The sequence below is a fragment of the Bacillus sp. FSL K6-0069 genome (genome assembly GCF_038007785.1).
GTDB classification, from domain to species: domain Bacteria; phylum Bacillota; class Bacilli; order Bacillales; family Bacillaceae_G; genus Bacillus_A; species Bacillus_A mobilis.
The window spans coordinates 4,216,665-4,239,844 of sequence record NZ_JBBOXN010000001.1 but is presented as its reverse complement, the minus strand read 5'-3'; the positions used below and the strand labels follow the sequence as shown (position 1 = coordinate 4,239,844).

General features: G+C 36.6%; 21 protein-coding genes and 1 pseudogene. 19 read left to right on the top strand and 3 right to left on the bottom strand.

The annotated features are described in order from the left end of the window. The first annotated feature begins 123 nt into the window (after positions 1-123). The 9 genes and pseudogenes from nadB to MHB74_RS21730 all read left to right on the top strand — a co-directional run bounded on the left by nadB (position 124) and on the right by MHB74_RS21730 (position 10,728). On the top strand, positions 124-1,653 hold the full coding sequence (gene nadB / locus MHB74_RS21770) for an L-aspartate oxidase (protein ID WP_061677179.1): 1,530 nt from the start codon (positions 124-126) through the stop codon (positions 1,651-1,653). Positions 1,654-1,672: 19 nt separating this feature from the next. After that, positions 1,673-2,506, top strand: a complete 834-nt coding sequence (nadC, locus tag MHB74_RS21765; RefSeq protein WP_001092213.1) for a carboxylating nicotinate-nucleotide diphosphorylase — start codon at positions 1,673-1,675, stop codon at positions 2,504-2,506. Between the two features lie 30 nt (positions 2,507-2,536). After that, positions 2,537-3,643 (top strand): quinolinate synthase NadA, encoded by a 1,107-nt coding sequence (gene nadA / locus MHB74_RS21760; protein ID WP_061677180.1) that lies wholly within the window; start codon positions 2,537-2,539, stop codon positions 3,641-3,643. Between the two features lie 226 nt (positions 3,644-3,869). After that, positions 3,870-4,026 (top strand): annotated as a pseudogene (gene safA / locus MHB74_RS29245) (SafA/ExsA family spore coat assembly protein); the annotation flags it as partial. Between the two features lie 1,897 nt (positions 4,027-5,923). Beyond that, a complete protein-coding gene (locus MHB74_RS21750) occupies positions 5,924-6,571 on the top strand; it encodes a YhcN/YlaJ family sporulation lipoprotein (protein WP_061677182.1) in 648 nt (215 codons plus the stop codon). A 162-nt stretch (positions 6,572-6,733) separates the two neighbouring features. Next, the gene (locus MHB74_RS21745) at positions 6,734-8,416 is read left to right on the top strand and encodes a hypothetical protein (protein ID WP_061677183.1); all 1,683 of its coding nucleotides are present in this window, start codon (positions 6,734-6,736) and stop codon (positions 8,414-8,416) included. 343 nt (positions 8,417-8,759) lie between these two features. Further along, positions 8,760-9,080, top strand: coding sequence for an ArsR/SmtB family transcription factor (locus MHB74_RS21740; RefSeq protein ID WP_061677185.1), 321 nt, complete (start codon positions 8,760-8,762; stop codon positions 9,078-9,080). Positions 9,081-9,147: 67 nt separating this feature from the next. After that, complete coding sequence (locus tag MHB74_RS21735) at positions 9,148-10,077, top strand: DMT family transporter (RefSeq protein ID WP_061677186.1); 930 nt, start codon at positions 9,148-9,150, stop codon at positions 10,075-10,077. Between the two features lie 120 nt (positions 10,078-10,197). Continuing rightward, on the top strand, positions 10,198-10,728 hold the full coding sequence (locus tag MHB74_RS21730) for a BofC C-terminal domain-containing protein (RefSeq protein WP_061677189.1): 531 nt from the start codon (positions 10,198-10,200) through the stop codon (positions 10,726-10,728). A 10-nt stretch (positions 10,729-10,738) separates the two neighbouring features. On the opposite strand, the gene MHB74_RS21725 is transcribed toward MHB74_RS21730, so the two are convergent. Next, on the bottom strand, positions 10,739-11,683 hold the full coding sequence (locus MHB74_RS21725) for an iron-hydroxamate ABC transporter substrate-binding protein (protein WP_061677191.1): 945 nt from the start codon (positions 11,681-11,683) through the stop codon (positions 10,739-10,741). 188 nt (positions 11,684-11,871) lie between these two features. On the opposite strand from MHB74_RS21725, the gene ruvA reads away from it, so the two are divergent. Genes ruvA through yajC form a run of 6 tightly spaced genes read left to right on the top strand, consistent with a single transcriptional unit; the run spans position 11,872 to position 16,205 of the window. After that, complete coding sequence (ruvA, locus tag MHB74_RS21720; RefSeq protein ID WP_061677193.1) at positions 11,872-12,489, top strand: Holliday junction DNA helicase RuvA; 618 nt, start codon at positions 11,872-11,874, stop codon at positions 12,487-12,489. A gap of 5 nt (positions 12,490-12,494) precedes the next feature. Beyond that, on the top strand, positions 12,495-13,496 hold the full coding sequence (gene ruvB, locus MHB74_RS21715; RefSeq protein WP_061677194.1) for a Holliday junction branch migration DNA helicase RuvB: 1,002 nt from the start codon (positions 12,495-12,497) through the stop codon (positions 13,494-13,496). Continuing rightward, on the top strand, positions 13,493-13,693 hold the full coding sequence (locus tag MHB74_RS21710; RefSeq protein WP_000138162.1) for a DUF2905 domain-containing protein: 201 nt from the start codon (positions 13,493-13,495) through the stop codon (positions 13,691-13,693). The genes ruvB and MHB74_RS21710 overlap by 4 nt, the downstream gene beginning before the upstream one ends. A 19-nt stretch (positions 13,694-13,712) precedes the next feature. Beyond that, entirely contained in the window at positions 13,713-14,765 is a 1,053-nt protein-coding gene (gene queA / locus MHB74_RS21705; RefSeq protein WP_061677195.1) for a tRNA preQ1(34) S-adenosylmethionine ribosyltransferase-isomerase QueA, read from the top strand. Between the two features lie 12 nt (positions 14,766-14,777). After that, positions 14,778-15,917, top strand: coding sequence for a tRNA guanosine(34) transglycosylase Tgt (gene tgt / locus MHB74_RS21700; protein ID WP_000125362.1), 1,140 nt, complete (start codon positions 14,778-14,780; stop codon positions 15,915-15,917). 27 nt (positions 15,918-15,944) lie between these two features. Further along, entirely contained in the window at positions 15,945-16,205 is a 261-nt protein-coding gene (gene yajC / locus MHB74_RS21695; RefSeq protein WP_001068068.1) for a preprotein translocase subunit YajC, read from the top strand. Positions 16,206-16,241: 36 nt separating this feature from the next. On the opposite strand, the gene MHB74_RS21690 is transcribed toward yajC, so the two are convergent. Next, the gene (locus MHB74_RS21690; protein WP_000349143.1) at positions 16,242-16,625 is read right to left on the bottom strand and encodes a TIGR04086 family membrane protein; all 384 of its coding nucleotides are present in this window, start codon (positions 16,623-16,625) and stop codon (positions 16,242-16,244) included. Between the two features lie 103 nt (positions 16,626-16,728). Between MHB74_RS21690 and MHB74_RS21685 the strand changes: the two genes are divergently transcribed. After that, entirely contained in the window at positions 16,729-17,385 is a 657-nt protein-coding gene (locus MHB74_RS21685) for a DUF421 domain-containing protein (RefSeq protein WP_061677196.1), read from the top strand. Between the two features lie 29 nt (positions 17,386-17,414). Here the strand turns inward: MHB74_RS21685 and spoVB are convergent, their stop codons facing one another. Then, entirely contained in the window at positions 17,415-18,974 is a 1,560-nt protein-coding gene (gene spoVB, locus MHB74_RS21680; RefSeq protein ID WP_061677197.1) for a stage V sporulation protein B, read from the bottom strand. Positions 18,975-19,159: 185 nt separating this feature from the next. Here spoVB and MHB74_RS21675 point away from each other — a divergent pair, with 185 nt between their 5' ends. The 3 genes from MHB74_RS21675 (at position 19,160) to MHB74_RS21665 (ending at position 23,179) form a co-directional block, all read left to right on the top strand. After that, positions 19,160-19,444 carry a post-transcriptional regulator gene (locus MHB74_RS21675; RefSeq protein ID WP_000890213.1) on the top strand — a complete coding sequence of 95 codons (285 nt, stop codon included), beginning with the start codon at positions 19,160-19,162 and terminating at the stop codon, positions 19,442-19,444. A gap of 270 nt (positions 19,445-19,714) precedes the next feature. Then, positions 19,715-21,979, top strand: a complete 2,265-nt coding sequence (secDF, locus tag MHB74_RS21670) for a protein translocase subunit SecDF (RefSeq protein ID WP_061677198.1) — start codon at positions 19,715-19,717, stop codon at positions 21,977-21,979. Between the two features lie 306 nt (positions 21,980-22,285). Continuing rightward, entirely contained in the window at positions 22,286-23,179 is an 894-nt protein-coding gene (locus MHB74_RS21665) for a cation diffusion facilitator family transporter (protein ID WP_061677200.1), read from the top strand. The last annotated feature ends 1 nt before the right edge of the window (position 23,180 follow it).

Here is a 23,180-nt window from a genome sequence, read left to right as displayed (position 1 = left end):
ATTTCTTGTATTTTTTAATGGTAGTGAAAATAAGAATTATAAAAAAACTCTTGTCATTATTTTAAAACTATGTAAATATAGGTGTCAAGACAATTGAAAAGTGTAAAGTAGGAGGCAACAATTATGCCAAGTGCAGATGTCTTAATTATTGGAAGTGGCGTTGCGGCACTTCGTGTTGCGAAAGAGATTTGTCACGAAAAGAATGTGATTATTATCACAAAGGGAACGAATCGTAATAATAATACATATTTAGCGCAAGGTGGAATTGCAGCAGCGGTTGCTACATATGACAATCCAAATGATCATTTTGAAGATACGTTAGTAGCAGGATGTCATTATAACAATGAAGATGTGGTCCGTTATTTAGTCGAGGAAGGGCCGAAAGAAATGAATCATCTCATCGAAAGTGGAATGGAATTTGATGGAGATGAAACGGGTCCTCATCTTGGAAAAGAAGGCGCACATCGAAAGCGCCGTATTTTACATGCAGGTGGCGATGCAACAGGAAAGAATTTATTAGAGCATTTCATTCAAGAAGTAGCTCCGCACGTTACGGTAGTGGAACAGGAAATGGTGCTCGATTTTATTATAGAAAATGATAAATGTGTTGGAGTTTTAACAAGAACTAGTGAAGGGAAGTTGAAGCGTTACGTTGCAGATTATACGGTGTTAGCAACAGGTGGGATTGGCGGTTTATACGCCTTTACTTCTAACGATAAGACAATTACGGGTGATGGACTTGCGATGGTATACCGCGCAGGTGGGGAGCTCGTGGATTTAGAGTTTGTACAATTTCATCCAACAATGTTATATGCAAACGGGAGATGCTGCGGCCTCGTCTCTGAAGCTGTCCGTGGTGAAGGAGCTGTCCTTATAAATGGAAAAGGGCAGCGTTTTATGATGGATATACACCCTGATCACGATCTCGCGCCGCGCGATGTAGTAGCAAGAGCGATTCATGAGCAGCTTTTGGCGGGTGAAAAGGTGTATGTAAATATCGAGTCTATCCAAAATTTCGAAGAACGTTTTCCGACTGTAGCATCATTGTGTAAAAAGAATGGTGTCGATATAAATGAAAAACGCATTCCGGTCGTACCCGGAGCTCATTTTCATATGGGTGGCGTGAAAACGAACTGTGATGGAGAGACGTCCATTCCAAATTTATATGCGGTCGGTGAAGTAGCTTGTAATGGCGTTCACGGTGCAAATAGGTTAGCAAGTAATTCATTATTAGAAGGTCTTGTGTTTGGAAAAAGAATAGGACAACATATTTTAACGAAAGCGGCAAAAGACAGATTGAACACCCTAGCTGAGAAGGAAAAGAAGTTTATCGTTTTGAATCATTTGCCGGCGAAGGAAGAAATAAAAGAATGCATGATGAAATATGTTGGGATTGTGCGAACAGAGCAAAGTTTATCTTCTGCAAAGAGATGGCTTAGTAAGTACGGTGTTCGAAATATGATCTTACAACATGAGGCACTTACAAATGAAGAGATAACGCTCATTAATATGTTAACAGTCTGTGAGCTTATAGTCGTATCAGCTTTGCAAAGAGAAGAAAGCATTGGTGGTCATTATCGAAGTGATTATCCGGATAGAAATAGAGTAAAAAAAGAAATCGTTCGAGTGAAAAGAAAACTACAACTTGTGTGATGAAGGGAAGAGGGGCTTTATGAACACGATAAAGGTTAAAGAAGCATTAAATCGATTTTTTCTAGAAGATATAGGAGAACGAGATGTAACATCTCAGCTTATTTTTCCAGACAATTTACTTTCAAAAGGAACGTTTCTTGCGAAGGATACAGGGGTCTTTGCAGGGCGTTTAGTAATTGAAGAAGGATTTAAATTAATTGATGAAAGAATTGAAGTGGAGCTTCATAAAAAAGATGGAGATCTTGTAGAAAAGGGCGAAATAATAGCAACTGCGCAAGGACCAATTGCTTCTTTATTAACGGCAGAGCGCGTTATATTAAACGTTATCCAGCGTATGAGCGGGATAGCTACGATGACACATAAAGCTGTGCTTGCTTTAGATAGCGGCCATACACGTATTTGTGATACGCGAAAAACGATGCCAGGGCTACGTATGTTTGATAAGTATGCAGTCGTGTGCGGAGGCGGATTTAATCACCGTTTCGGTTTATATGATGGTGTCATGATTAAAGACAATCATATTGCTTTTGCTGGTTCTATTACGAAAGCTGTTACATCGGTGAAAGAAAAATTAGGACATATGGTGAAAGTAGAAGTGGAAACAGAAACAGAGGAACAAGTGAGAGAAGCTGTAGCTGCTGGTGCGGATATCATTATGTTTGATAATCGTACGCCAGATGAGATTCGGGAGTTTTCAAAGATTGTACCAAGTGCCATCGTTACGGAAGCATCAGGAGGCATTACAATTGAAGATTTATCGAAATACGGAAAAACAGGGGTAGATTATATTTCACTTGGAGCGTTAACACATTCAGTGAAAGCACTTGATATTAGTTTCAATATTGAGGCGTAAGGAAAGTGGCTTAGAGGGGGAGAAAGGGATATGAGTATTTTAGAAAAAGTACAACCGATTGAAACGATGTTACCAGAGCGTTATTACACGATGTCAACAGAAGATATGGAAAAGCGTGTTCGTGAAATTAAAGAAAAGATGGGGAAAACACTATTTATTCCAGGACATCATTACCAAAAAGATGAAGTGGTACAATTTTCTGATGCAGCAGGAGATTCACTTCAGCTTGCGCAAGTTGCAGCGAGCAATAAAGAAGCGAAATATATTGTATTTTGCGGCGTACACTTTATGGCAGAAACAGCAGATATGTTAACGACAGACGATCAAATCGTTATTTTGCCAGATATGCGTGCAGGCTGTTCGATGGCAGATATGGCAGATATTGAACAGACAGAAAGAGCGTGGAAAGGGCTCACGAAGTTATTTGGAGATACGATGATTCCGTTAACGTATGTTAACTCTACAGCTGCAATTAAAGCGTTTTGCGGTCGTAATGGCGGAGCGACAGTAACTTCTTCTAATGCAAAACAAATGGTATCTTGGGCGTTTACACAAAAAGAGCGTCTTGTCTTTTTACCGGATCAACATTTAGGAAGAAATACAGCGTACGATTTAGGTATCCCGTTAGATAAAATGGCAGTATGGGACCCGCATACAGATTCATTAGAGTACGATGGAGATATAGAAGAAATTCAAGTGATTTTATGGAAAGGGCATTGTTCGGTTCATCAAAACTTTACGGTGAAAAACATTGAGAATGTACGGAAGAATCATCCGGATATGAATATTATTGTACATCCAGAATGCTGTTATGAGGTTGTTGATGCTTCGGATTACGCAGGATCAACGAAATATATTATTGATATGATTGAAGCAGCGCCACCTGGAAGTAAATGGGCAATTGGTACAGAGATGAATTTAGTGAATCGAATTATTCAGCAACATCCAGATAAAGAAATTGTTTCACTTAATCCATTTATGTGTCCGTGTTTAACGATGAACCGAATTGATCTGCCGCACTTATTATGGGTGCTTGAAACGGTAGAAAGAGGAGAAGGAATTAACGTTATTAGCGTAGATAAACAAGTGACCGAAGAAGCGGTTCTTGCATTAAATCGTATGTTAGAGCGTGTATAAAGCAGCGGGGTTTCCGTTGCTTTTTTTCGTACATATAATCATAACGAGAATGAAATGGGCATACATTGTTGTGAAGAAATCATTGCGATTTTCTTATGCTTATTCCACTTCTAATGATATTGAAAATCGAAGAAGTGATACAAGTGAAAAGAAGTAAACGTTATTTAGAAAGGGTTACTTCATGAGATTTGTTACTTATAGATAAGTTATACAGGAGGGGGAAAATTTGAAAATTCATATCGTGCAAAAAGGGGATACCCTTTGGAAAATTGCGAAAAAGTACGGAGTGGATTTTGATACGTTGAAAAATACAAATACACAACTTAGTAATCCCGATTTAATCATGCCAGGTATGAAAATTAAAGTACCATCAAACAGCGTTCACGTAAAACAACATGCTGGGGCAGGTTCAGCGCCTCCGAAGCAATACGTAAAAGAAGTGCAACAAAAAGAGTTTGCATCAACGCCAACTCCGCTTGGAATAGAAGATGAGGAAGAAGTTACGTATCAATCAGCGCCAATTACACAGCAACCTGCTATGCAACAAACACAAAAAGAAGTGCAAGTGAAACCACAAAAAGAAGTTCAAGTAAAACCACAGAAGGAAATGCAAGTGAAACCGCAAAAAGAGGTACAGGTAAAGCCACAAAAAGAAGTGCAAAAAGAAAAGCCAATTCAAATAGAAAAACCAGTTGAAAAACCGTCTGTTATTCAAAAACCACCTGTTATAGAAAAACAAAAACCAGCAGAAAAAGAAAACACAAAGTTTTCGGTAAATGTGTTACCACAGCCTCCGCAACCACCAATCAAAGCGAAAAAAGAGTATAAAATTTCAGATGTAATTAAAAAAGGAAGCGAGTTAATTGCTCCTCAAATTACTAAAATGAAACCTAATAACATCATTTCTCCGAAAACGAAAAAAGATAATATCGTGTCGCCACAAGTGAAGAAAGAAAACGTAGGAAATATCGTGTCACCGCAAGTGAAGAAAGAAAATGTAGGAAATATCGTGTCACCGCAAGTAAAGAAAGAGAACGTAGGAAATATCGTGTCACCGCAAGTAAAGAAAGAAAATGTAGGGAATATCGTATCGCCGCAAGTGAAGAAAGAAAATGTAGGGAATATCGTGTCACCACAAGTGAAGAAAGAAAATGTAGGGAATATCGTGTCACCACAAGTGAAGAAAGAAAATGTAGGAAACATAGTGTCACCAAATGTATCGAAAGAAAATGTAGTTATTCCACAAGTCATACCGCCAAATATTCAAGTACCAAATATCATGCCAATCATGGACAATATCCAACCACCGAATATTATGCCAATCATGGATAACAATCAACCACCAAATATCATGCCAATCATGGATAACAATCAACCACCAAACATCATGCCAATTATGGATAATAACCCAATACCAAACATGATGCCAATCATGGATAACAACCAAATGCCAAATATGATGCCGATAATGGATAATAATCAAATGCCGAATATGATGCCGATAATGGATAATAATCAAATGCCGAATATGATGCCAATCATGGATAACAATCAAATGCCAAATATGATGCCGATCATGGATAACAATCAAATGCCAAATATGATGCCGATCATGGATAACAATCAAATGCCAAATATGATGCCGATCATGGATAACAATCAAATGCCAAATATGATGCCAATCATGGATAATAATCAAATGCCGAACATGATGCCAATCATGGATAACAATCAACCACCGAATATGATGCCATATCAAATGCCATACCAACAGCCTATGATGCCACCAAATCCATATCAAATGCCGTATCAACAAGGAGCACCGTTTGGACCGCAATATACGTCTATGCCAAATCCAAACATGATGCCAATGGATAATAATATGCCGCCGCTCGTGCAAGGTGAGGAAGATTGTGGATGCGGAGGAGAGAGTAGGTTATATAGTCCGCAACCAGGCGGTCCGCAATATGCGAATCCTTTATATTATCAACCAACTCAATCGGCATATGCACCGCAGCCAGGAACGATGTATTATCAACCAGATCCACCAAATGTATTTGGGGAGCCGGTTCCAGAAGAAGAGGATGAAGAAGAAGTTTAAAAAAGGTGGGATTATTCCCACCTTTTTTGTATGTAGAGTCGTTCTGAAAATGGAAGATTTACATCAAATGTTAGAAAATCCCCAGTGAAATATTAACAGTGTAAAAACCTTCTCCTTTACTCATCATAAGAGGGAGCTTTTCAGAAGAGAAGTTCATTCTAACAGAGGGGGTTTTTGTATTGAATACGAAAGTAAAAGTGATTGCTGCTTCTTTGTTAGTTACCAGTGCGTTAGCTGCATGTGGTACACCAAAAGATAACAATGCAATGGATGGACGTAACTACAATTACGAGCGTACATCTTATAATGATACACATCAGTATCGTGATAATGTAACGCGTAATGATCGTTATACAGATTATGTAACATATAGAAATGGTCGTAACGATACAGGATATAACAATTATTACCGTGATGTAAATTACAACGGTCAAATTGCAAATCCGCATCCAACACGTAATATTACAATGAACAATTCATACATTAACAATGATGGTAAAACAGCAGAAAGAATTACAAATCGTGTGAAACGTATGAATAACGTAGACCGTGTGTCTACAGTTGTATATGGAAACGATGTAGCGATTGCGGTGAAACCACGTAATCCAGTATCGAATGAAACAGCGCTTGCAAATGAAGTTCGTCAAGCGGTTGTAAATGAAGTTGGAAACAGAAACGTATATGTTTCTGTAAGAAATGACATGTTTACTCGTGTCGATGCAATGAGTACACGACTACGTAACGGTACAGTTACAAACGATTTTAATCGTGACATAACAAATATGTTCCGAGACATTCGTTACGGTTTAACTGGTACTATGCGATAGCAAAACAAAAGAGGAAGGGGGTAGCCCTTCCTCTTTTGTTTTTACTTTATAAATTGTTATACTAATTCATTTTAAATTGTTTTAAAATACTAGATAAAGGTAAGTGGAAAAAATATTTGATTTTAAGAATAAATTAATGAATTTTAGAATACGGAGGAAGTAATGGAAACTGCAAATGGTACGGAATATTTGAATTTTTATAATAAATATAAAAGCGCACTAGAGCAATTGTTAGGTATTGAATTTAAAATGAAGTTAAATAGGGAGGAAACTGGATTAGATTTCACAATTTTAAATATTGCAGAAGAAATCTTTAACATTAATGAACACCCTTTGAAAAATGTTTTTTATGTAATTAATGATACAATGAAGGAATTTTATGAGGAGTACTCAAATTTAGAATTTAAGCCTTTATTTAAGTCATTATTAATTGAGGAGTGTATTTATAACTTGATACAAAAAGATTTTGGGAGTAAAGCTCAACTAGGTGCGTTTCTTGAAGACTTGAAGCAAGTAAGTTCGAAAACATATGAGAATGAATGTACAAAAATGAGTTTTATTGTAATGAAAAAAAATATTGATATTAATTTATATTTAAGTAAGTTACATGTAAATTTCATCCCATTTTCGGGAGAGAGAAAACCGCTTTTAGAGGTAATAAAGGATAAGCAAACTTTAAAACTAATAGATGGTTTATCATTATCTTATGTATTAAATGAAAATTTTGAAATAGTTGGATTGGCTAAAAAGAAAAGTGAGAAAAAAAGTATCATGGATATTATGATGAATAGGTATAGAGTAGAGGAACAGAATCGTTTTAAAGTCAATTCATATAGTCATTTTGTAGAAACTATTCACACAGAAAAAACAGAGGTAGGAAAAGAAGAAAAAGAAGAAAATTTAATAGAGATGCTAATGAACTTGCAAGAAAAGATAGTGAATATGTTTAATCTTCAGTTTAATACTAATTATACATTTGATCAAATTTTAAGTAAGCTTATTAAAGAAATGGAAAAAGATAATTTGGAAAAATATAAAGAATACATAAAGGCTATAGAACTGTATAATACTGTAGGGAGAAATATAAAAAGAGTTGATATCGAGACAAAGCTACATACGGAGGAAAAGAAATTGCAATTCCTTGAAGAAATTGCAGCTTCGACGGATCGACATCAATTGATGGAGCATGATGCAGTAGATTTTGTATATATCAATGATAGGCAAATTTATTGGAGTTTAAGTGATAGCAATATATTAAATTATAAAAATGGACATTGGAAATTAAAAAACTATATTTTATTCGGGAATGTGCTTTCTAATTTTATTATAAAGCAATATACCATAGGACCTCTTAATTTAGAAAAAGATCTTGATTACATTCTAGGGAAAATAAATCGTTTAACTCCGACAGTTATGGATTTATTTAATCTATTAAAGGGATTATCGCAAAAGAATATAGGTTCTTTGGTATGTCTATTAAAAAAAGATAGAAGAAGAAAAACAACTATTTATAGAGAAATGCTTAAGGATGGGAGTTTGACAACTGGAGAGTATGATGTAGTTATTAAAACAGAAAAAAGTAAAGGCCTGAATATTAGAAGTTGTGATAAATATTTATTTGAGTTAATTGCTTCTATAGATGGAGCAATCTTATTGGATTCCAGCTGTAATATCCTCTCTTATGGTGAACTTATTAAAACTGATTCAGAAAAGAAAAAAGAAATTGAAAGAGGTGCAAGAACCTCTGCGGCAATCAGTGCCTCGAAATTTGGTTTATCAATAAAAATATCGGAAGACGGGGATATCAACGTGTTCGAAAACGGAAAAATAATAATGAGCATATAAAGTTTTTTGTTAAATGTATATAAATCTCTTGCTTTCCCATTCTATTAATGTTATATTAGCAAAGCGATGAGCTAATTTACGTAAGACGAGAGATATGCTTAAGTGCTAAACACGCGAATGTGGTCGCCTGGTCTCTCGCCGTAAACGCATCAAGACGCCTGCTTTGCAGGCGTCTTTCATTTTATATGAATGTAATGGGAAGAATGGAGGAATCCAAGCTTCCCTTTTTTATTGGAATAAAAGTCGGAAAATAAAGTTATTTACAAGTGTATGTGAAAGAGTTACTATTTAATGGTAATATATTACAAGTTTTTTAGGTATAAAAGGTTGGGATGAATAGTATATGGAGAACTTTGAATGTAGAAATACAGAAGTTGTATTAGAGAAATTTCAGGTTGTAACACCTATATTTCAGGCGTTAGGAGATGAGAATCGTCAGCAAATTATTATGCTGTTATTAGAAAACAAACGGATGAATGTAACAGAAATAACAGATAAAATGGGGATTTCTAGACCAGCTGTTTCGCATCATTTGAAAATTTTAAAACAAGCAGAACTAATTGTAGCGGATCGCAATGGAAAAGAAATTTTTTATTCTATAATAGCTGGAGAATTTTTAAAACAGGTGAAGGATTTACTTCAAGCAATAGAATCAAATTATTAATTTTTTTTAACTAACACGTAAATAAGTTTAAACTTTTAAACCTGTTTACGTGAAAGGGGTAATAAAAATGAACAGAATAAATAGTATGTATTTCATTATGTTGCTTGTTCCGTTATTTTGGGGTGGATCTTTTGCAACAGCAGAGCATGTTATTACTGAAATTCCACCTATTACTGCGGCAACAATTCGTTTTGGTTTAGCAGGTTGTATTTTAATAGGCATCGTGTTTATGAAATCTGAGTGGAATACAAGTTTGTTATTAAAGAATTGGAAAGGGCTGTTATTTGTATCGTTAACAGGTATTTTTGGCTACAATGTTTTTTTCTTTATGGGACTTCACTATACTTCCACTCTGAATGGCTCACTTATTATTGCTACAATGCCCGTTTTTGTAACATTGGGAGCAATATTGTTTTTTAAAGAGTCTTGGAGTATAAAAGTCGGAATAAGTTTAACTTTGTCCCTTGTCGGTGTAATAGTGGTTATTACGGGTGGTTCAATGAATATACTTATGTCTTTGTCATTTAATAAGGGAGATCTTTTATTTATAGCTGCTTTAACCTGTGGGGTTTTATATAGCTTAACAGGAAAAAAGGTTATGAGTGGTGTCTCCCCTTTGTTAACAACAATGAGTATGACGGTATTGGGTGCGGTGTTTTTAGCAGGCCTTTCTCTATATGAAGATGGGTGGGGAAAGGTTGCAACGCTCTCTTTACAGGGATGGATAGAAATGTTGTATATGGTCGTATGCGGGACGTTAGTTGGATATATCGTGTTTAATAAAGGGGTTGAAGAACTAGGTGCAAGCAAAGCTAGTATGTATTTAAATCTAACTCCTATTGTGGCTACTGGTATATCAGTTGTATTGTATGGAGCAGCTGTTACGTGGCAACAAATAGTTGGGATGATAATCGTATTAATTGGGGTTTATATAGCAACGGTACAATCAAATAAAGGTATAAAAAAGTTTTCACGTAATCAATACGTTTCGAAATAGGTAGAAATCATTGCACTCTATAAGTCTTAATGAGAGTAATCTATGAGTTAGGGATAAAACCCCCATTTCCGGAAAAACTACTAATGAAAGTTTGATCTTTCCTAAAAGAGGTGAACGGAAATGAGATGGATACTGATTGCGATGCAAGCTTTCGTTATGATGTTTTGTTTCGTTTATGAAACGAATGTGAAGGCGGAAGGTCCAGTACCAGAAGTAACAGAAAAAGAGCCTGAAGTTACAATTTTATTAGAGCGAATGTATGTTGATGGAGAAGTAAGTGAGGAAATATTTACAGAAAAAGTAGCGGACTTAGAAAAGTTTTTACAGCAATATAAAGAATGGCAGCTCGTTGATCGTGATGATGTACAAATCGTATTACAAAAGAAAATTGATGATATTTCTCCGTTATTAAAGACGAGCGGTTATTTTGGTGTGTCAGAGGAAGGGATATTACAAATTTTCAAAGGTGTACCGAAAAGTGATAATGCGATTCATTCCTTCTTTCAAATTGATATGAAAAAGCTGGAGAGTTATGAGCGTGCGAAATTAAAGCGTGGTATTCGTATTAAATCAAAAGAGGGTTTTGTGAAGACGATTGAAAAAATGAAGCAATATGCAGTGCAAAATAAGAAAAAAAGCAGCTCATGGTGAGCTGCTTTTTTTACTTGTTTTTATCTAAAATTTGTTTTGCGATTTCATCAATTAGCATGTCTTTTCCGATTGGATTGAATGCTTTCGTATTGAAGACTTCATTTGATACTTCATATACATGATTATTTTTAACTGCTTTGTTGTCTTTCCAAACGGCACTGTTTTTGTAGTCTTTGTAAACTTTATCAGCTTCACCGCCAAAGTTTACAATAAACATTTGATCAGGTTGGAATGCAACAAGACCTTCTAGTGATACTTGTGCCATCGTTTGTTTTAAATCTGTACCTTTTGTTGCTGGAAGTTTTAAGTCGTTAAAGATGATGTCACCGTATCCGAAGCTACCGTATACACGGAAGTTTTGTGGCGTAACTGCGATGAACATAAAGTTCTCATCTTTTGTTTTTTCTTTAATCTTTTTAGATAAAGAGTCTGCTTTTTTATCGTAGTCTGCAATCCATTTGTCTGCTTTCTTTTCTTCGTCAAATAGTTTACCTACTTCTTTAAACTTACCACGCCAGTCTTCTAAGTTTGTTTCTAGAACAACTGTCGGTGCAACTTTTTCTAATTGATCATAAATCTTCAATTGACGATTATTTAAAATAATTAAGTCTGGTTTTAAAGCCGTAACAGCTTCTAAATCAACTTTAGGTGCCCAGTACCAACCTACTGCTTTTACACCATCTAATTTCTCTGTTAAGTGATTTTGGATTTTATCTTTATATGTATTTGCTGTACCGACAGGTTTGTGTCCAAGAAGTAATAATTCTTCTGTTGATCCAGATAAGTCAACAATTCTTTTTGGATTTACTGGAATTGTAGCTTCCCCTTTAGCGTGTTTTACAACTTTTGTTTTCGGTTGTTCTTTCGCTTTTGCTTCTTCTTTTTGAGAAGAACAGCCAACGATAGAAAGTACAACTAGCATAATAGTAAATAAAATAAATAGCTTCTGTTTCATCCTGATGTAACCCCTTTAATTAATATTGATAATCATTATCGACTTCTGTATATTAAGGTGCTTCGCGCTTTCTGTCAATGGAAAATAACAGAAGTTTCTAATAGAGAACATTTGTTGGGGTAGTCTCGCTTTTCTATCATTAAATATGTTAAAATGGAATACATGATTTAAGAGGGAGAGATCGCATTTTGTTTGAATATGTTACAGGTTACGTGGACTATGTAGGACCGGAATATGTCGTAATTGACCATAATGGAATTGGGTATCAAATTTTCACACCAAATCCGTATGTATTTCAAAGAAGTAAGCAAGAAATCCGTGTCTTTACATATCATTATGTGAGAGAAGATATTATGGCGCTTTACGGGTTTAAAACACGTGAAGAGCGTTTATTATTTACAAAGTTGCTAGGTGTATCTGGCATTGGACCAAAAGGCGCTCTTGCAATTTTAGCTTCTGGTCAAACAGGACAGGTCGTTCAAGCGATTGAACATGAAGACGAGAAGTTTTTAGTGAAATTCCCGGGCGTCGGAAAGAAAACAGCGCGTCAAATGATTTTAGATTTAAAAGGAAAACTAGCTGACGTCGTACCAGATGCATTTGTTGATTTATTCTCAGATACAGAACGTTTTGATGAGAAGAAAGGTTCATCAGCTGAGCTTGATGAGGCGCTGGAAGCTCTGCGCGCACTTGGATACGCAGAACGAGAAGTTTCTCGCGTTGTACCAGAGTTATTAAAAGAATCATTAACGACGGATCAGTATATTAAAAAGGCACTTAGTCTTTTACTAAATGGTAAGAGGTGAGTATAATGGACGAACGTCTCCTTTCAGGGGAATCTGCATATGAAGATTCGGATTTAGAATATTCATTACGGCCACAGACGCTCCGTCAGTATATTGGCCAAGATAAAGCGAAACATAATTTAGAGGTGTTTATTGAAGCAGCGAAAATGCGTGAAGAAACGTTAGATCATGTGCTTCTATATGGACCGCCAGGACTTGGTAAAACGACGCTTGCAAATATTATAGCAAATGAAATGGGCGTTAATGTTAGAACAACTTCAGGCCCAGCAATTGAAAGACCAGGAGATTTAGCAGCTGTATTAACAGCGCTTCAGCCAGGAGATGTATTATTTATTGATGAAATTCATCGTTTGCATAGATCAATTGAAGAAGTGCTATATCCTGCGATGGAAGATTTTTGCCTTGATATTGTAATTGGGAAAGGACCGTCAGCACGATCTGTACGTTTAGATTTGCCTCCATTTACATTAGTTGGAGCAACGACACGTGCAGGTGCATTATCAGCACCACTTCGTGACCGTTTCGGTGTACTTTCAAGATTAGAGTATTATACAGTAGATCAGTTGTCTGAGATTGTAGAACGTACAGCAGAAGTATTTGAAGTTGAAATTGATTCGTTAGCGGCACTAGAAATTGCAAGACGTGCTCGTGGTACACCTCGTATTGCGAATCGTTTATTACGACGTGTACGAGATTTCGCACAAGTTCGTGGTAACGGAACAGTTGCAATGGAAATTACTCAAATGGCGTTAGAACTACTGCAAGTAGATAAATTAGGTTTAGATCATATCGATCATAAATTATTGCTTGGTATTATTGAGAAATTCCGCGGTGGCCCAGTCGGGTTAGAAACAGTTTCGGCAACGATTGGAGAAGAATCGCATACGATTGAAGATGTGTATGAGCCGTATTTATTACAAATTGGCTTTTTACAACGAACGCCAAGGGGCCGAATTGTAACGCCGCTTGCATATGAACATTTCGGAATGGAGATGCCAAAAGTATGACGGAGATGCCAAAGCTGCTTATTACAGCTGGTATTTTGCTCATTGTTGTCGGATTAGCTTGGAAGTTCATTGGAAGACTTCCAGGCGATATTTTTGTGAAAAAAGGAAACGTTACCTTTTATTTTCCTATCATTACATGTATTGTGTTAAGTATTGTATTATCTTTTATTATGTATATAATAAATCGATTCAAATAAGAAATAGGTGGATATAGTTATGGATATAAATCTGTTTGATTTTCATTTACCAGAAGAACTTATTGCACAAGTCCCGTTAGAAGATCGTGAAACATCAAGATTAATGGTGTTAGACCGTGAAACAGGCGATATTGAGCATAAACATTTTTCAGACATTCTTTCTTACTTACATGAGGGGGATTGCTTAGTTTTAAATGAAACGAAAGTTATGCCTGCTCGTTTACACGGTGTGAAAGAAGATACAGGCGCACACATTGAAGTACTTCTTTTAAAACAAGAAGAAGGTGATACGTGGGAAACGCTTGTTAAGCCAGCGAAACGTGTAAAAGAAGGAACTGTTATCTCTTTTGGCGAAGGGAAATTAAAAGCAACTTGTACAGGGACTGCAGATCAAGGTGGACGTCAGCTTGAATTTTCATATGACGGCATCTTCTATGAAATTTTAGATGAACTTGGGGAAATGCCACTTCCTCCATATATTAAAGAGACGCTAGAAGATCGCGATCGCTATCAAACAGTATATGCGAAAGAAATCGGCTCAGCAGCAGCGCCAACTGCAGGACTTCACTTTACAGAAGAGTTACTGGAGAAGTTAAAACAAAAAGGCGTCGGGTTAGCTTTCATTACACTTCACGTAGGACTTGGAACATTTAGACCAGTTTCTGCCGATACGATTGAAGAACACCATATGCACGCAGAATATTACCATATGTCTGAAGAGACAGCGGCATTATTAAATCGTGTGAAAGAGAGTGGTGGACGTATTATTACGGTAGGTACGACTTCGACTCGTACGTTAGAAACAATTGCGACAGATCATGACGGCAAGCTTTGTGCTGCTTCTGGCTGGACAGATATTTTCATGTACCCAGGTTATGAATTTAAAGCAATTGATGGTTTAATTACAAACTTCCATTTACCGAAATCAACATTAATTATGCTTGTAAGTGCATTTGCAAACAGAGATAATGTACTTCATGCTTATAATGAAGCAGTAAAAGAAAAATATCGTTTCTTTAGCTTTGGTGATGCAATGTTCGTTGCATCTCACGCTAAAATGGGAAACAAATAAAAGGAGTAAATTATGACAGCAATTCGTTATGAATTTATTAAAACTTGTAAACAAACAGGTGCCCGTTTAGGACGCGTACATACGCCGCACGGTTCATTTGATACACCAACATTCATGCCAGTTGGTACACTTGCAACAGTTAAAACAATGTCACCAGAAGAATTAAAAGCAATGGATTCTGGCATTATTTTAAGTAATACGTATCATTTATGGCTACGCCCAGGTCACGAAATTATTCGTGAAGCAGGCGGGTTGCATAAATTTATGAACTGGGATCGTGCAATTTTAACGGATTCTGGTGGTTTCCAAGTATTCAGTTTAAGTGACTTCCGTCGTATTGAAGAGGAAGGTGTTCACTTCCGCAATCACTTAAATGGAGATAAATTATTCTTATCACCAGAAAAAGCGATGGAAATTCAAAATGCATTAGGATCAGATATTATGATGGCATTTGATGAGTGTCCACCATTCCCAGCTACTTTTGAATATATGAAGAAGTCTGTAGAGCGTACAAGCCGCTGGGCAGAACGTTGTTTAAAAGCGCATGAGCGTCCGCAAGATCAAGGTTTATTCGGTATCGTACAAGGTGGAGAGTTCGAAGAGCTTCGTCGTCAAAGTGCAAAAGACCTTGTTTCAATGGACTTCCCTGGTTACGCTGTAGGTGGTTTATCTGTTGGAGAACCAAAAGATATTATGAACCGTGTACTTGAGTTTACAACACCACTTCTTCCAGATAATAAGCCGCGTTACTTAATGGGAGTAGGTTCTCCTGACTCGTTAATCGACGGTGCAATTCGTGGTATTGATATGTTTGACTGTGTACTTCCAACTCGTATCGCTCGAAATGGTACATGTATGACAAGTGAAGGTCGTCTAGTTGTAAAAAATGCGAAATTCGCAAGAGACTTCGGTCCGCTTGATCCAAATTGCGATTGCTATACATGTAAAAATTACTCTCGTGCGTACATTCGTCACTTAATGAAATGTGATGAAACGTTCGGAATTCGTTTAACGTCTTATCACAACCTTCATTTTCTGTTAAACTTAATGGAGCAGGTGAGACAAGCTATTCGTGAAGACCGTCTTGGCGATTTCCGCGAAGAATTCTTTGAACAGTATGGCTTTAATAAACCGAATGCTAAAAACTTCTAATACATAATTTAAAAGGAGGAAACAAAGATGAATCCAGGTATGATGAATATCGTTATGATTGTTGCGATGTTTGCGATTTTCTATTTCTTATTAATTCGCCCGCAACAAAAGCGTCAAAAAGCAGTTGCTCAAATGCAAAGTGAGTTATCAAAAGGTGATGCTATCGTAACAATCGGTGGTTTACACGGTACAATCGAATCAGTAGATGATACGAAAATCGTTATTAAATCTGGTGGTTCACACTTAACTTTCGATCGCAATGCGATTCGTGAAGTTGTGAAAAACTAATGAGGAAGGCCCTGCATGAAATGTGCAGGGCTTTTTTTAGTTATTTTGTTTTGACATATTTACCCCGAAAATACCACCGAGTGTACTCGCCCCCATTAATGCTAATTGATAAAGTAACTGTGAGTTCGATAAAGTTTGAGAGAAGCCTAAATAGTTAACTAGAAAAACAAGTATAGCGAATGTAAGACCTGTTGTGAAACCTACTAGCCAACCTTTCCCTTGTGCCTTTTTGCCGGCAGTAAATCCGGATATAAGCATAGATAAAAGAGCAAGTATAAAAATAGTGACGGCTAATGTTCCTTCATTCATATCTGTAAATTTTAATAAAAGAGCCATGACCATGCTAATAATTGTTGCCAAAATTAATAAGGTAATGATACCAAAGCCGATTGCAGTTGATAATTTTTTCGTTCCATCCATTTATACATTCCCCCTTTTTAATACAAGCATATTTTCTTTTTGCTGAAGTTAGACTAGTTTATTTTTTATAGGGGAGTCTATATGTAAAAAAGGAGATGTAGAAATGGAATGGGTATCAATCATTGGTCGGACGATGCTTTTGTATATCATCATATTAATTATTTTTCGTCTTATGGGTAAACGTGAAATTGGAGAGCTAAGTGTATTAGATTTAGTCGTATTCATTATGCTTGGTGAAATGGCTGTAGTCGCAATTGAAAATACCGATAAATCACTTTGGCACCAATTAGTTCCGATGACTTTTCTTATGTGTATACAAATCATTTTGTCAGTTATTTCGTTAAAGTATCAACGTTTTCGACATTTAATAGAAGGTGAGCCGGCTATTCTTGTAAATGCGGGAAAGATTGATGAAAAGAAGATGAGAAAGCAACGTTATAATATAGATGATTTAATGATGCAATTAAGGGAGCAGGGAGTCGGAGATGTAAGGGATGTAGAATACGCCATTTTAGAACCTTCAGGAAAGTTATCTGTCTTTCAAAAACAAAAAAGTAAAAAGAGTAAAAATGATACGCCGGTTTTTACACTCCCGTTAATTATTGATGGAGAAATCCAATCGAATCATTTACAAATGATTGAACATACAGATGAATGGCTGATTGAGAAATTAAAAAACTTAGGTTATAACGATATCAAACAAATTTTATACTGCAGCTTTCAAAATGGACAATTTTTTGTTGATGTGAAAGAAAACTAGAGGCTTACTATATGAAATAGTAAGCCTGTTTATTTCAAAAATGAAAGTTTTCGAATGATAGGGAGCCTACTTAACTCTTCTTTTCGAATGAGTTTGAAAGTGAAGAGGAGAACGATATACACGAGTGTTGTTAAAGTGATTTCCCATAAGGTTTGTACGCCAAGTGAATGAGAAAAAATAATGTACTTATGAAGGTAAAACCCGAAGGAGCCTGCAATACCGATGGCAAGTCCGCCGAAAATGTAATCTTTCGCGTAAATGGTAAATGTAATTTTCTTTAAAACAGTAGCGTAATGAAGGAATGTTACGGTTACTATATTTGCTGCAATTGCAAGTGCAACCCCCATCATTTGAAATTCTGGCCTTGAAGCTAGTACAAAAATAACGATTAATTTCACGATTGCGCCAATAAATGTATTCATCATCGCAGCCCGTGCTAAGTTTAAAGCTTGTAAAACAGATGTAAGTGGACTTTGAAAGTAATGAAATAAAAAGCAAGGTGCAAGAAGCTGGATGAATGCTGTTGCACTATCTGATCCATACATAAGAGTTAAAATAGGAGAAGCGAATACGTATAATATAACAACTGACCACCCGCCAGTAATTAATGAGATCCGAAGAGCTTGTTGTAGGCGGTGTTCCACTAATTTATGCTGTCTTTTAGCCATCGCCTCACTAATAGATGGAACGAGTGCTGTAGAAAGGGCGTATGTAATAAAGGCTGGCAGTGAAAGAAGTGGGAAGGCATAACCGTTTAATATACCGTATTGCTGGGTTGCGACAGAGGCAGCAACGCCGGCAATCGCTAAGCTTTGCATAACGACGATAGGCTCAAAGAAATATGAAACGGAACCGATTAAACGACTTCCTGTAGTTGGAAGAGCGATATCCATAAGCGAATAAAATGTCCCTTTGCTTTCTTTTACAGTAGTGAAAAATCCAGAGCGTATAGATAAATGTTTTTCGCGCTGAAATAAAGTGAGTAAAAATAATAACGATGCAACTTCACCGAGAACGGCTGATAACATAGCACCAGCTGCAGCGTATTCTACACCGTAAGGTAAAAATAACTGAATGCATATAGCGATAATTGTAATGCGGACAACTTGTTCTATAACTTGGGCGTAAGCACTAGGTTTCATGTTTTGTTTCCCTTGGAAATAGCCGCGTAAAACAGAAGAAACGGCAATAACAGGAACGACAGGTAAAATGGCCATTAATGGATAGTACGTTCTTTCATCAGTTAATAATGTTTTTGCTAAAATAGGTGTGAGGAGCATAATTCCAATTGTTAAAATGATACTAATAACGGATGTAACTGCTAATGATACTGTTAATATTTTTTTAACTCTTTGTTTATCATTCACAGCTTCTGCTTCTGCTACAAATTTTGCGATTGCGACAGGAAGGCCGATTTGTGTTAATGTAATTGCTAGAATGAATGTAGGAACGGCCATCATATAAAGGCCAACGCCTTCTTCTCCTAAAATACGTGCCATTACAATCCGGTTAATAAATCCAAGGATTTTGGTAATAAAGCCGGCAATCATTAAAATAAATGCGCCTTTTAAAAAGCTTTGTCTCGTCATGCTCTTCTCCTACCTTCTCAAAATCAGTGGAATGATTTACAATAATTTATATGCACGTACGAGACAAGAATGACAAGCATTTGAGAGAGTGAAGTATGATTGTGCTCTTGAAAGTAGTTATTGCTGTCCATTAGAGCGGGATTAAAAGCGACTTTTCGTGCTGAAATAAGAAGGAGATGTTATGTATGTTAGAAAAAGAGGCTTTGGTAGAATCATACCGCGGACAGTTACAAGTCGTTTTAGAAAGCAAAGTAGAAGAGTTCCACATGTTCGGTTATGACCGAGTAACAGATGATGACATTTGGAAGTTTCTTAAAGTGAAAAAGTGGAAGAAGATAGACAGCGATGTGAGGTTATATGAATTAGTAAATGATGTATTAAGAGTAAGTGCTAATGAATATATGACTTATTTAACTGTTGAAGCATATCAAGCGCCACTTTGGTCATTTGATGAATATGAAAATAAATAACCGACTGCAATTGGTTTGTTCTTCCTTTTGCAGTATAATGATAGGTATTGATAATGAGGAAATAATTATGTCTAAGATTATATATAAAGGGGGTAGTGAAGAGAAAAAATAAATAATGAAAGTGTAGGTATTGTGAAAAACTTACCGACACAGCTAGTGATGAACTAGCAAAATTATAGAAAGGAAGTCTACTAACTAGGCGTATGCACACGTGTAAAAGTGAATCGTAAGAGATTTATTTAAAGTGTTAGTAGCAGAAAGAGGGTACATATGGCAAAGCGTGGTACGAGAATTGCCGCCTTTTTCCTCATCGTTTTATTAATCGGTGGAGTAATTGGTGCGGCAGGAAAAGACATAGCAAAAGGAATTAGTCTAGGACTAGACCTTCGCGGTGGTTTTGAAATTCTGTATGAAGTAAAACCAGCCAAAAAAGGTGATAAAATCGATCGAGACGTACTTGTAAGTACAGTAGGTGCTCTTGAAAATCGTGTCAATGTTCTCGGTGTAAGTGAGCCGAACATTCAAATCGAGGGGCAAGATCGAATTCGTGTACAGCTTGCTGGTGTACAAGATCAGCAAAAAGCACGTGAAATGTTATCAACGCAAGCGAAATTAACATTCCGTGATGTAGATGACAACCTTCTTATGGACGGAACGGATTTAAAAGGCGGCGGAGCGAAGCAAACATTTGATGAGCAAGGTCGTGCGAGCGTAGGTCTTACACTAAAAAGCGCTGAAAAATTCCGTGAAGTAACTGAAAAAATTTCAAAAATGCCACCACCAACGAATTTAATGGTAATCTGGCTAGACTTTGAAGAAGGAAAAGATTCGTATAAAGCAGAATCTGCAAAACCGAATCCGAAGTTCTTATCAGCAGCAACAGTAAGCCAAGTATTTAACCAGGCTGAAGTATCTATCGTAGGTGGAAACTTCACAGTTGAAAGTGCGAAACAACTTTCATCTTTATTAAATGCAGGTGCACTTCCTGTTGATTTGAAAGAAATGTATTCAACATCAGTTGGAGCGAAATTTGGTCAACAAGCATTAGAACAAACAATTTTCGCTAGTGCGATTGGTATCGCTCTTATTTTCTTATTTATGCTTGTGTATTACCGTCTACCAGGAATTGTAGCGGTTATTATGTTAGGTCTATACATTTTTGTTACATTACTTGTCTTTAACTGGATGCATGCAGTTCTTACATTGCCAGGTATTGCGGCGTTAGTGCTCGGGGTAGGTATCGCAGTTGATGCGAATATTATTACGTACGAGAGACTGAAAGAAGAGCTGAAAATTGGTAAATCCATGATGTCAGCATTTCGCGCTGGTAACCATCGTTCATTAGCAACAATTTTAGATGCGAACGTTACGACTCTTGCAGCAGCTGGTGTATTATTCGTTTATGGTAATAGCTCTGTAAAGGGATTTGCAACAAGCTTAATTGTAAGTATTTTAGTCGGTTTCATTACGAACGTATTCGGTACTCGTTTCTTACTAGGATTACTTGTAAAGAGCCGTTACTTCGATAAAAAACCAGGATATTTTGGTGTGAAACAAAAGGATATTATTCCGTTAACAAAAGGTGTAGTACATCCACCAACGAAATTTGATCGTATTAACTTTGTAAATATCGGTCATAAATTCCTTGTTTTCTCGATTGTAGTTGTAATTGCAGGTGCAATTATTCTTCCAATTTTCAAATTGAATCTTGGTATTGACTTTGCAAGTGGTACACGTATCGACTTGCAATCAAAACAAGCGGTTACTGTGTCTGATGTTCATAAAGATTTTAAAGAATTGAACATCGATGTGAAGGAAGAAAACATTGTACCGACTGGAGATGACAATAAAGGGTTCGCAGTTCGTACTTTAGGTGTTCTATCAAAAGATGAAATTGCGAAAACAAAAACATTCTTCCACGATAAATATGGTACAGATCCAAACGTAAGCACAGTTTCACCGACAATTGGTAAAGAAATTGCACGAAATGCATTTATCGCTGTACTGATTGCTTCTGCGGTTATCATCTTATACGTAAGTATTCGATTCCGCTTTACGTATGCATTATCTGCAGTACTTGCATTACTACATGACGCATTCGTTATGGTTGTTATATTTAGTATTTTCCAATTAGAGGTAGACTTAACGTTTATCGCTGCGGTATTAACAATCATCGGTTATTCTATTAATGACTCGATTGTTACATTTGATAGAAACCGTGAATTATACAAACAGAAAAAACGAGTTCGCGATATAAAAGACTTAGAAGAAATCGTAAATGCAAGTATTCGCCAAACGCTTGGTCGTTCGATTAACACCGTATTAACAGTGTTATTCCCGGTAATTGCGTTACTTATCTTCGGTAGTGAGTCATTACGTAACTTCTCGTTTGCTTTACTTGTCGGATTAGTTGTAGGTACGTACTCTTCTGTTTTCGTCGCTTCTCAAATTTGGTTAATGCTTGAAAACCGTCGTTTGAAAAAGGGTAAAAACAAGAAAAAGGTTGAGAAAGTAGAATCTGAACCGCAAGTATAAAAAAAGATGATGTCTCTTTATGAGGCATCTCTTTTTTCGTTTGTGGATACAATAAGATAGCAACTTTGAAATGGTTAAATGGAAGAAACTGGTGGTGTTATCGCTATTTTTGCTACAATAAAGTGAAACTTTAATCAGTGGGGGTTTTCTTCATCCCCCACTGATTATTAGTTGAACCAATCGGACTTTTATGGGCAGCCCGACCCCCACCTAACTTCTTTGCTTGTGCTGAATTTTGAGGTGGGGGTCTTACTGCCCATTAAAGTGTGATAAAAAGATAGGTTAAGAAAAGAAGGGATTTTAATTATGGAAAAAGATGAACGTTTTAAACAGGCCGAGTTTGGTGCTATTGTCGGGATCGTTGGTAATATTATATTAGCGATTGTAAAGGCGGTAATTGGTTATATTGGGAACAGTAAAGCGCTATTAGCGGATGCCGTGCATTCTGCATCAGATGTAATTGGTTCGCTAGCTGTACTGTTTGGATTGCGAGCAGCAAAGCAGCCGCCTGATGAAGATCATCCGTATGGTCATGGTAAAGCGGAATCGATTTCAGCTATTATTGTTGCAGTATTATTATTTATTGTGGGAATCGAGATAGCAATTTCGTCTATAAAAGCTTTTTCGCAAGAACTAGAACCACCGAAAGGAATTACGATTTTTGCTGTTGTTCTTTCGATTGTCGTGAAAGAAGGAATGTTTCAATATAAATTCCGATTAGGGAAGAGAGTAAATAGTGATGCAATTATTGCAAATGCATATGAGCACCGTTCGGATGTATTTTCTTCAATTGCAGCTTTAATCGGTATTTGTGCAGCGATTATTGGTGGTAAGTTTGGGATAGATTGGCTTGTATATGCCGATCCAATTGCAGGATTATTTGTTTCACTTCTTGTTGCTAAAATGGCATGGAGTATTGGGGCAGAAGCAATTCATGCAACGCTTGATCATGTTCTGCATGAGGAAGATGTTGTTCCGCTTAGGGAAGCAGTACTTCAAATAGATGGTGTGAAAAAAATCGGTTCTTTATATGCAAGGGAGCATGGCCATTACGTTATTGTTGATATTAAAGTTTCTGTAGACCCATACATTACTGTAGAAGAAGGGCACCGCATTGGAAAGCATGTGAAAGAAACGCTGATGGAACAAGATAACGTACAAAATGTGTTTGTACATATAAATCCGTATTCTCCAAATTAAA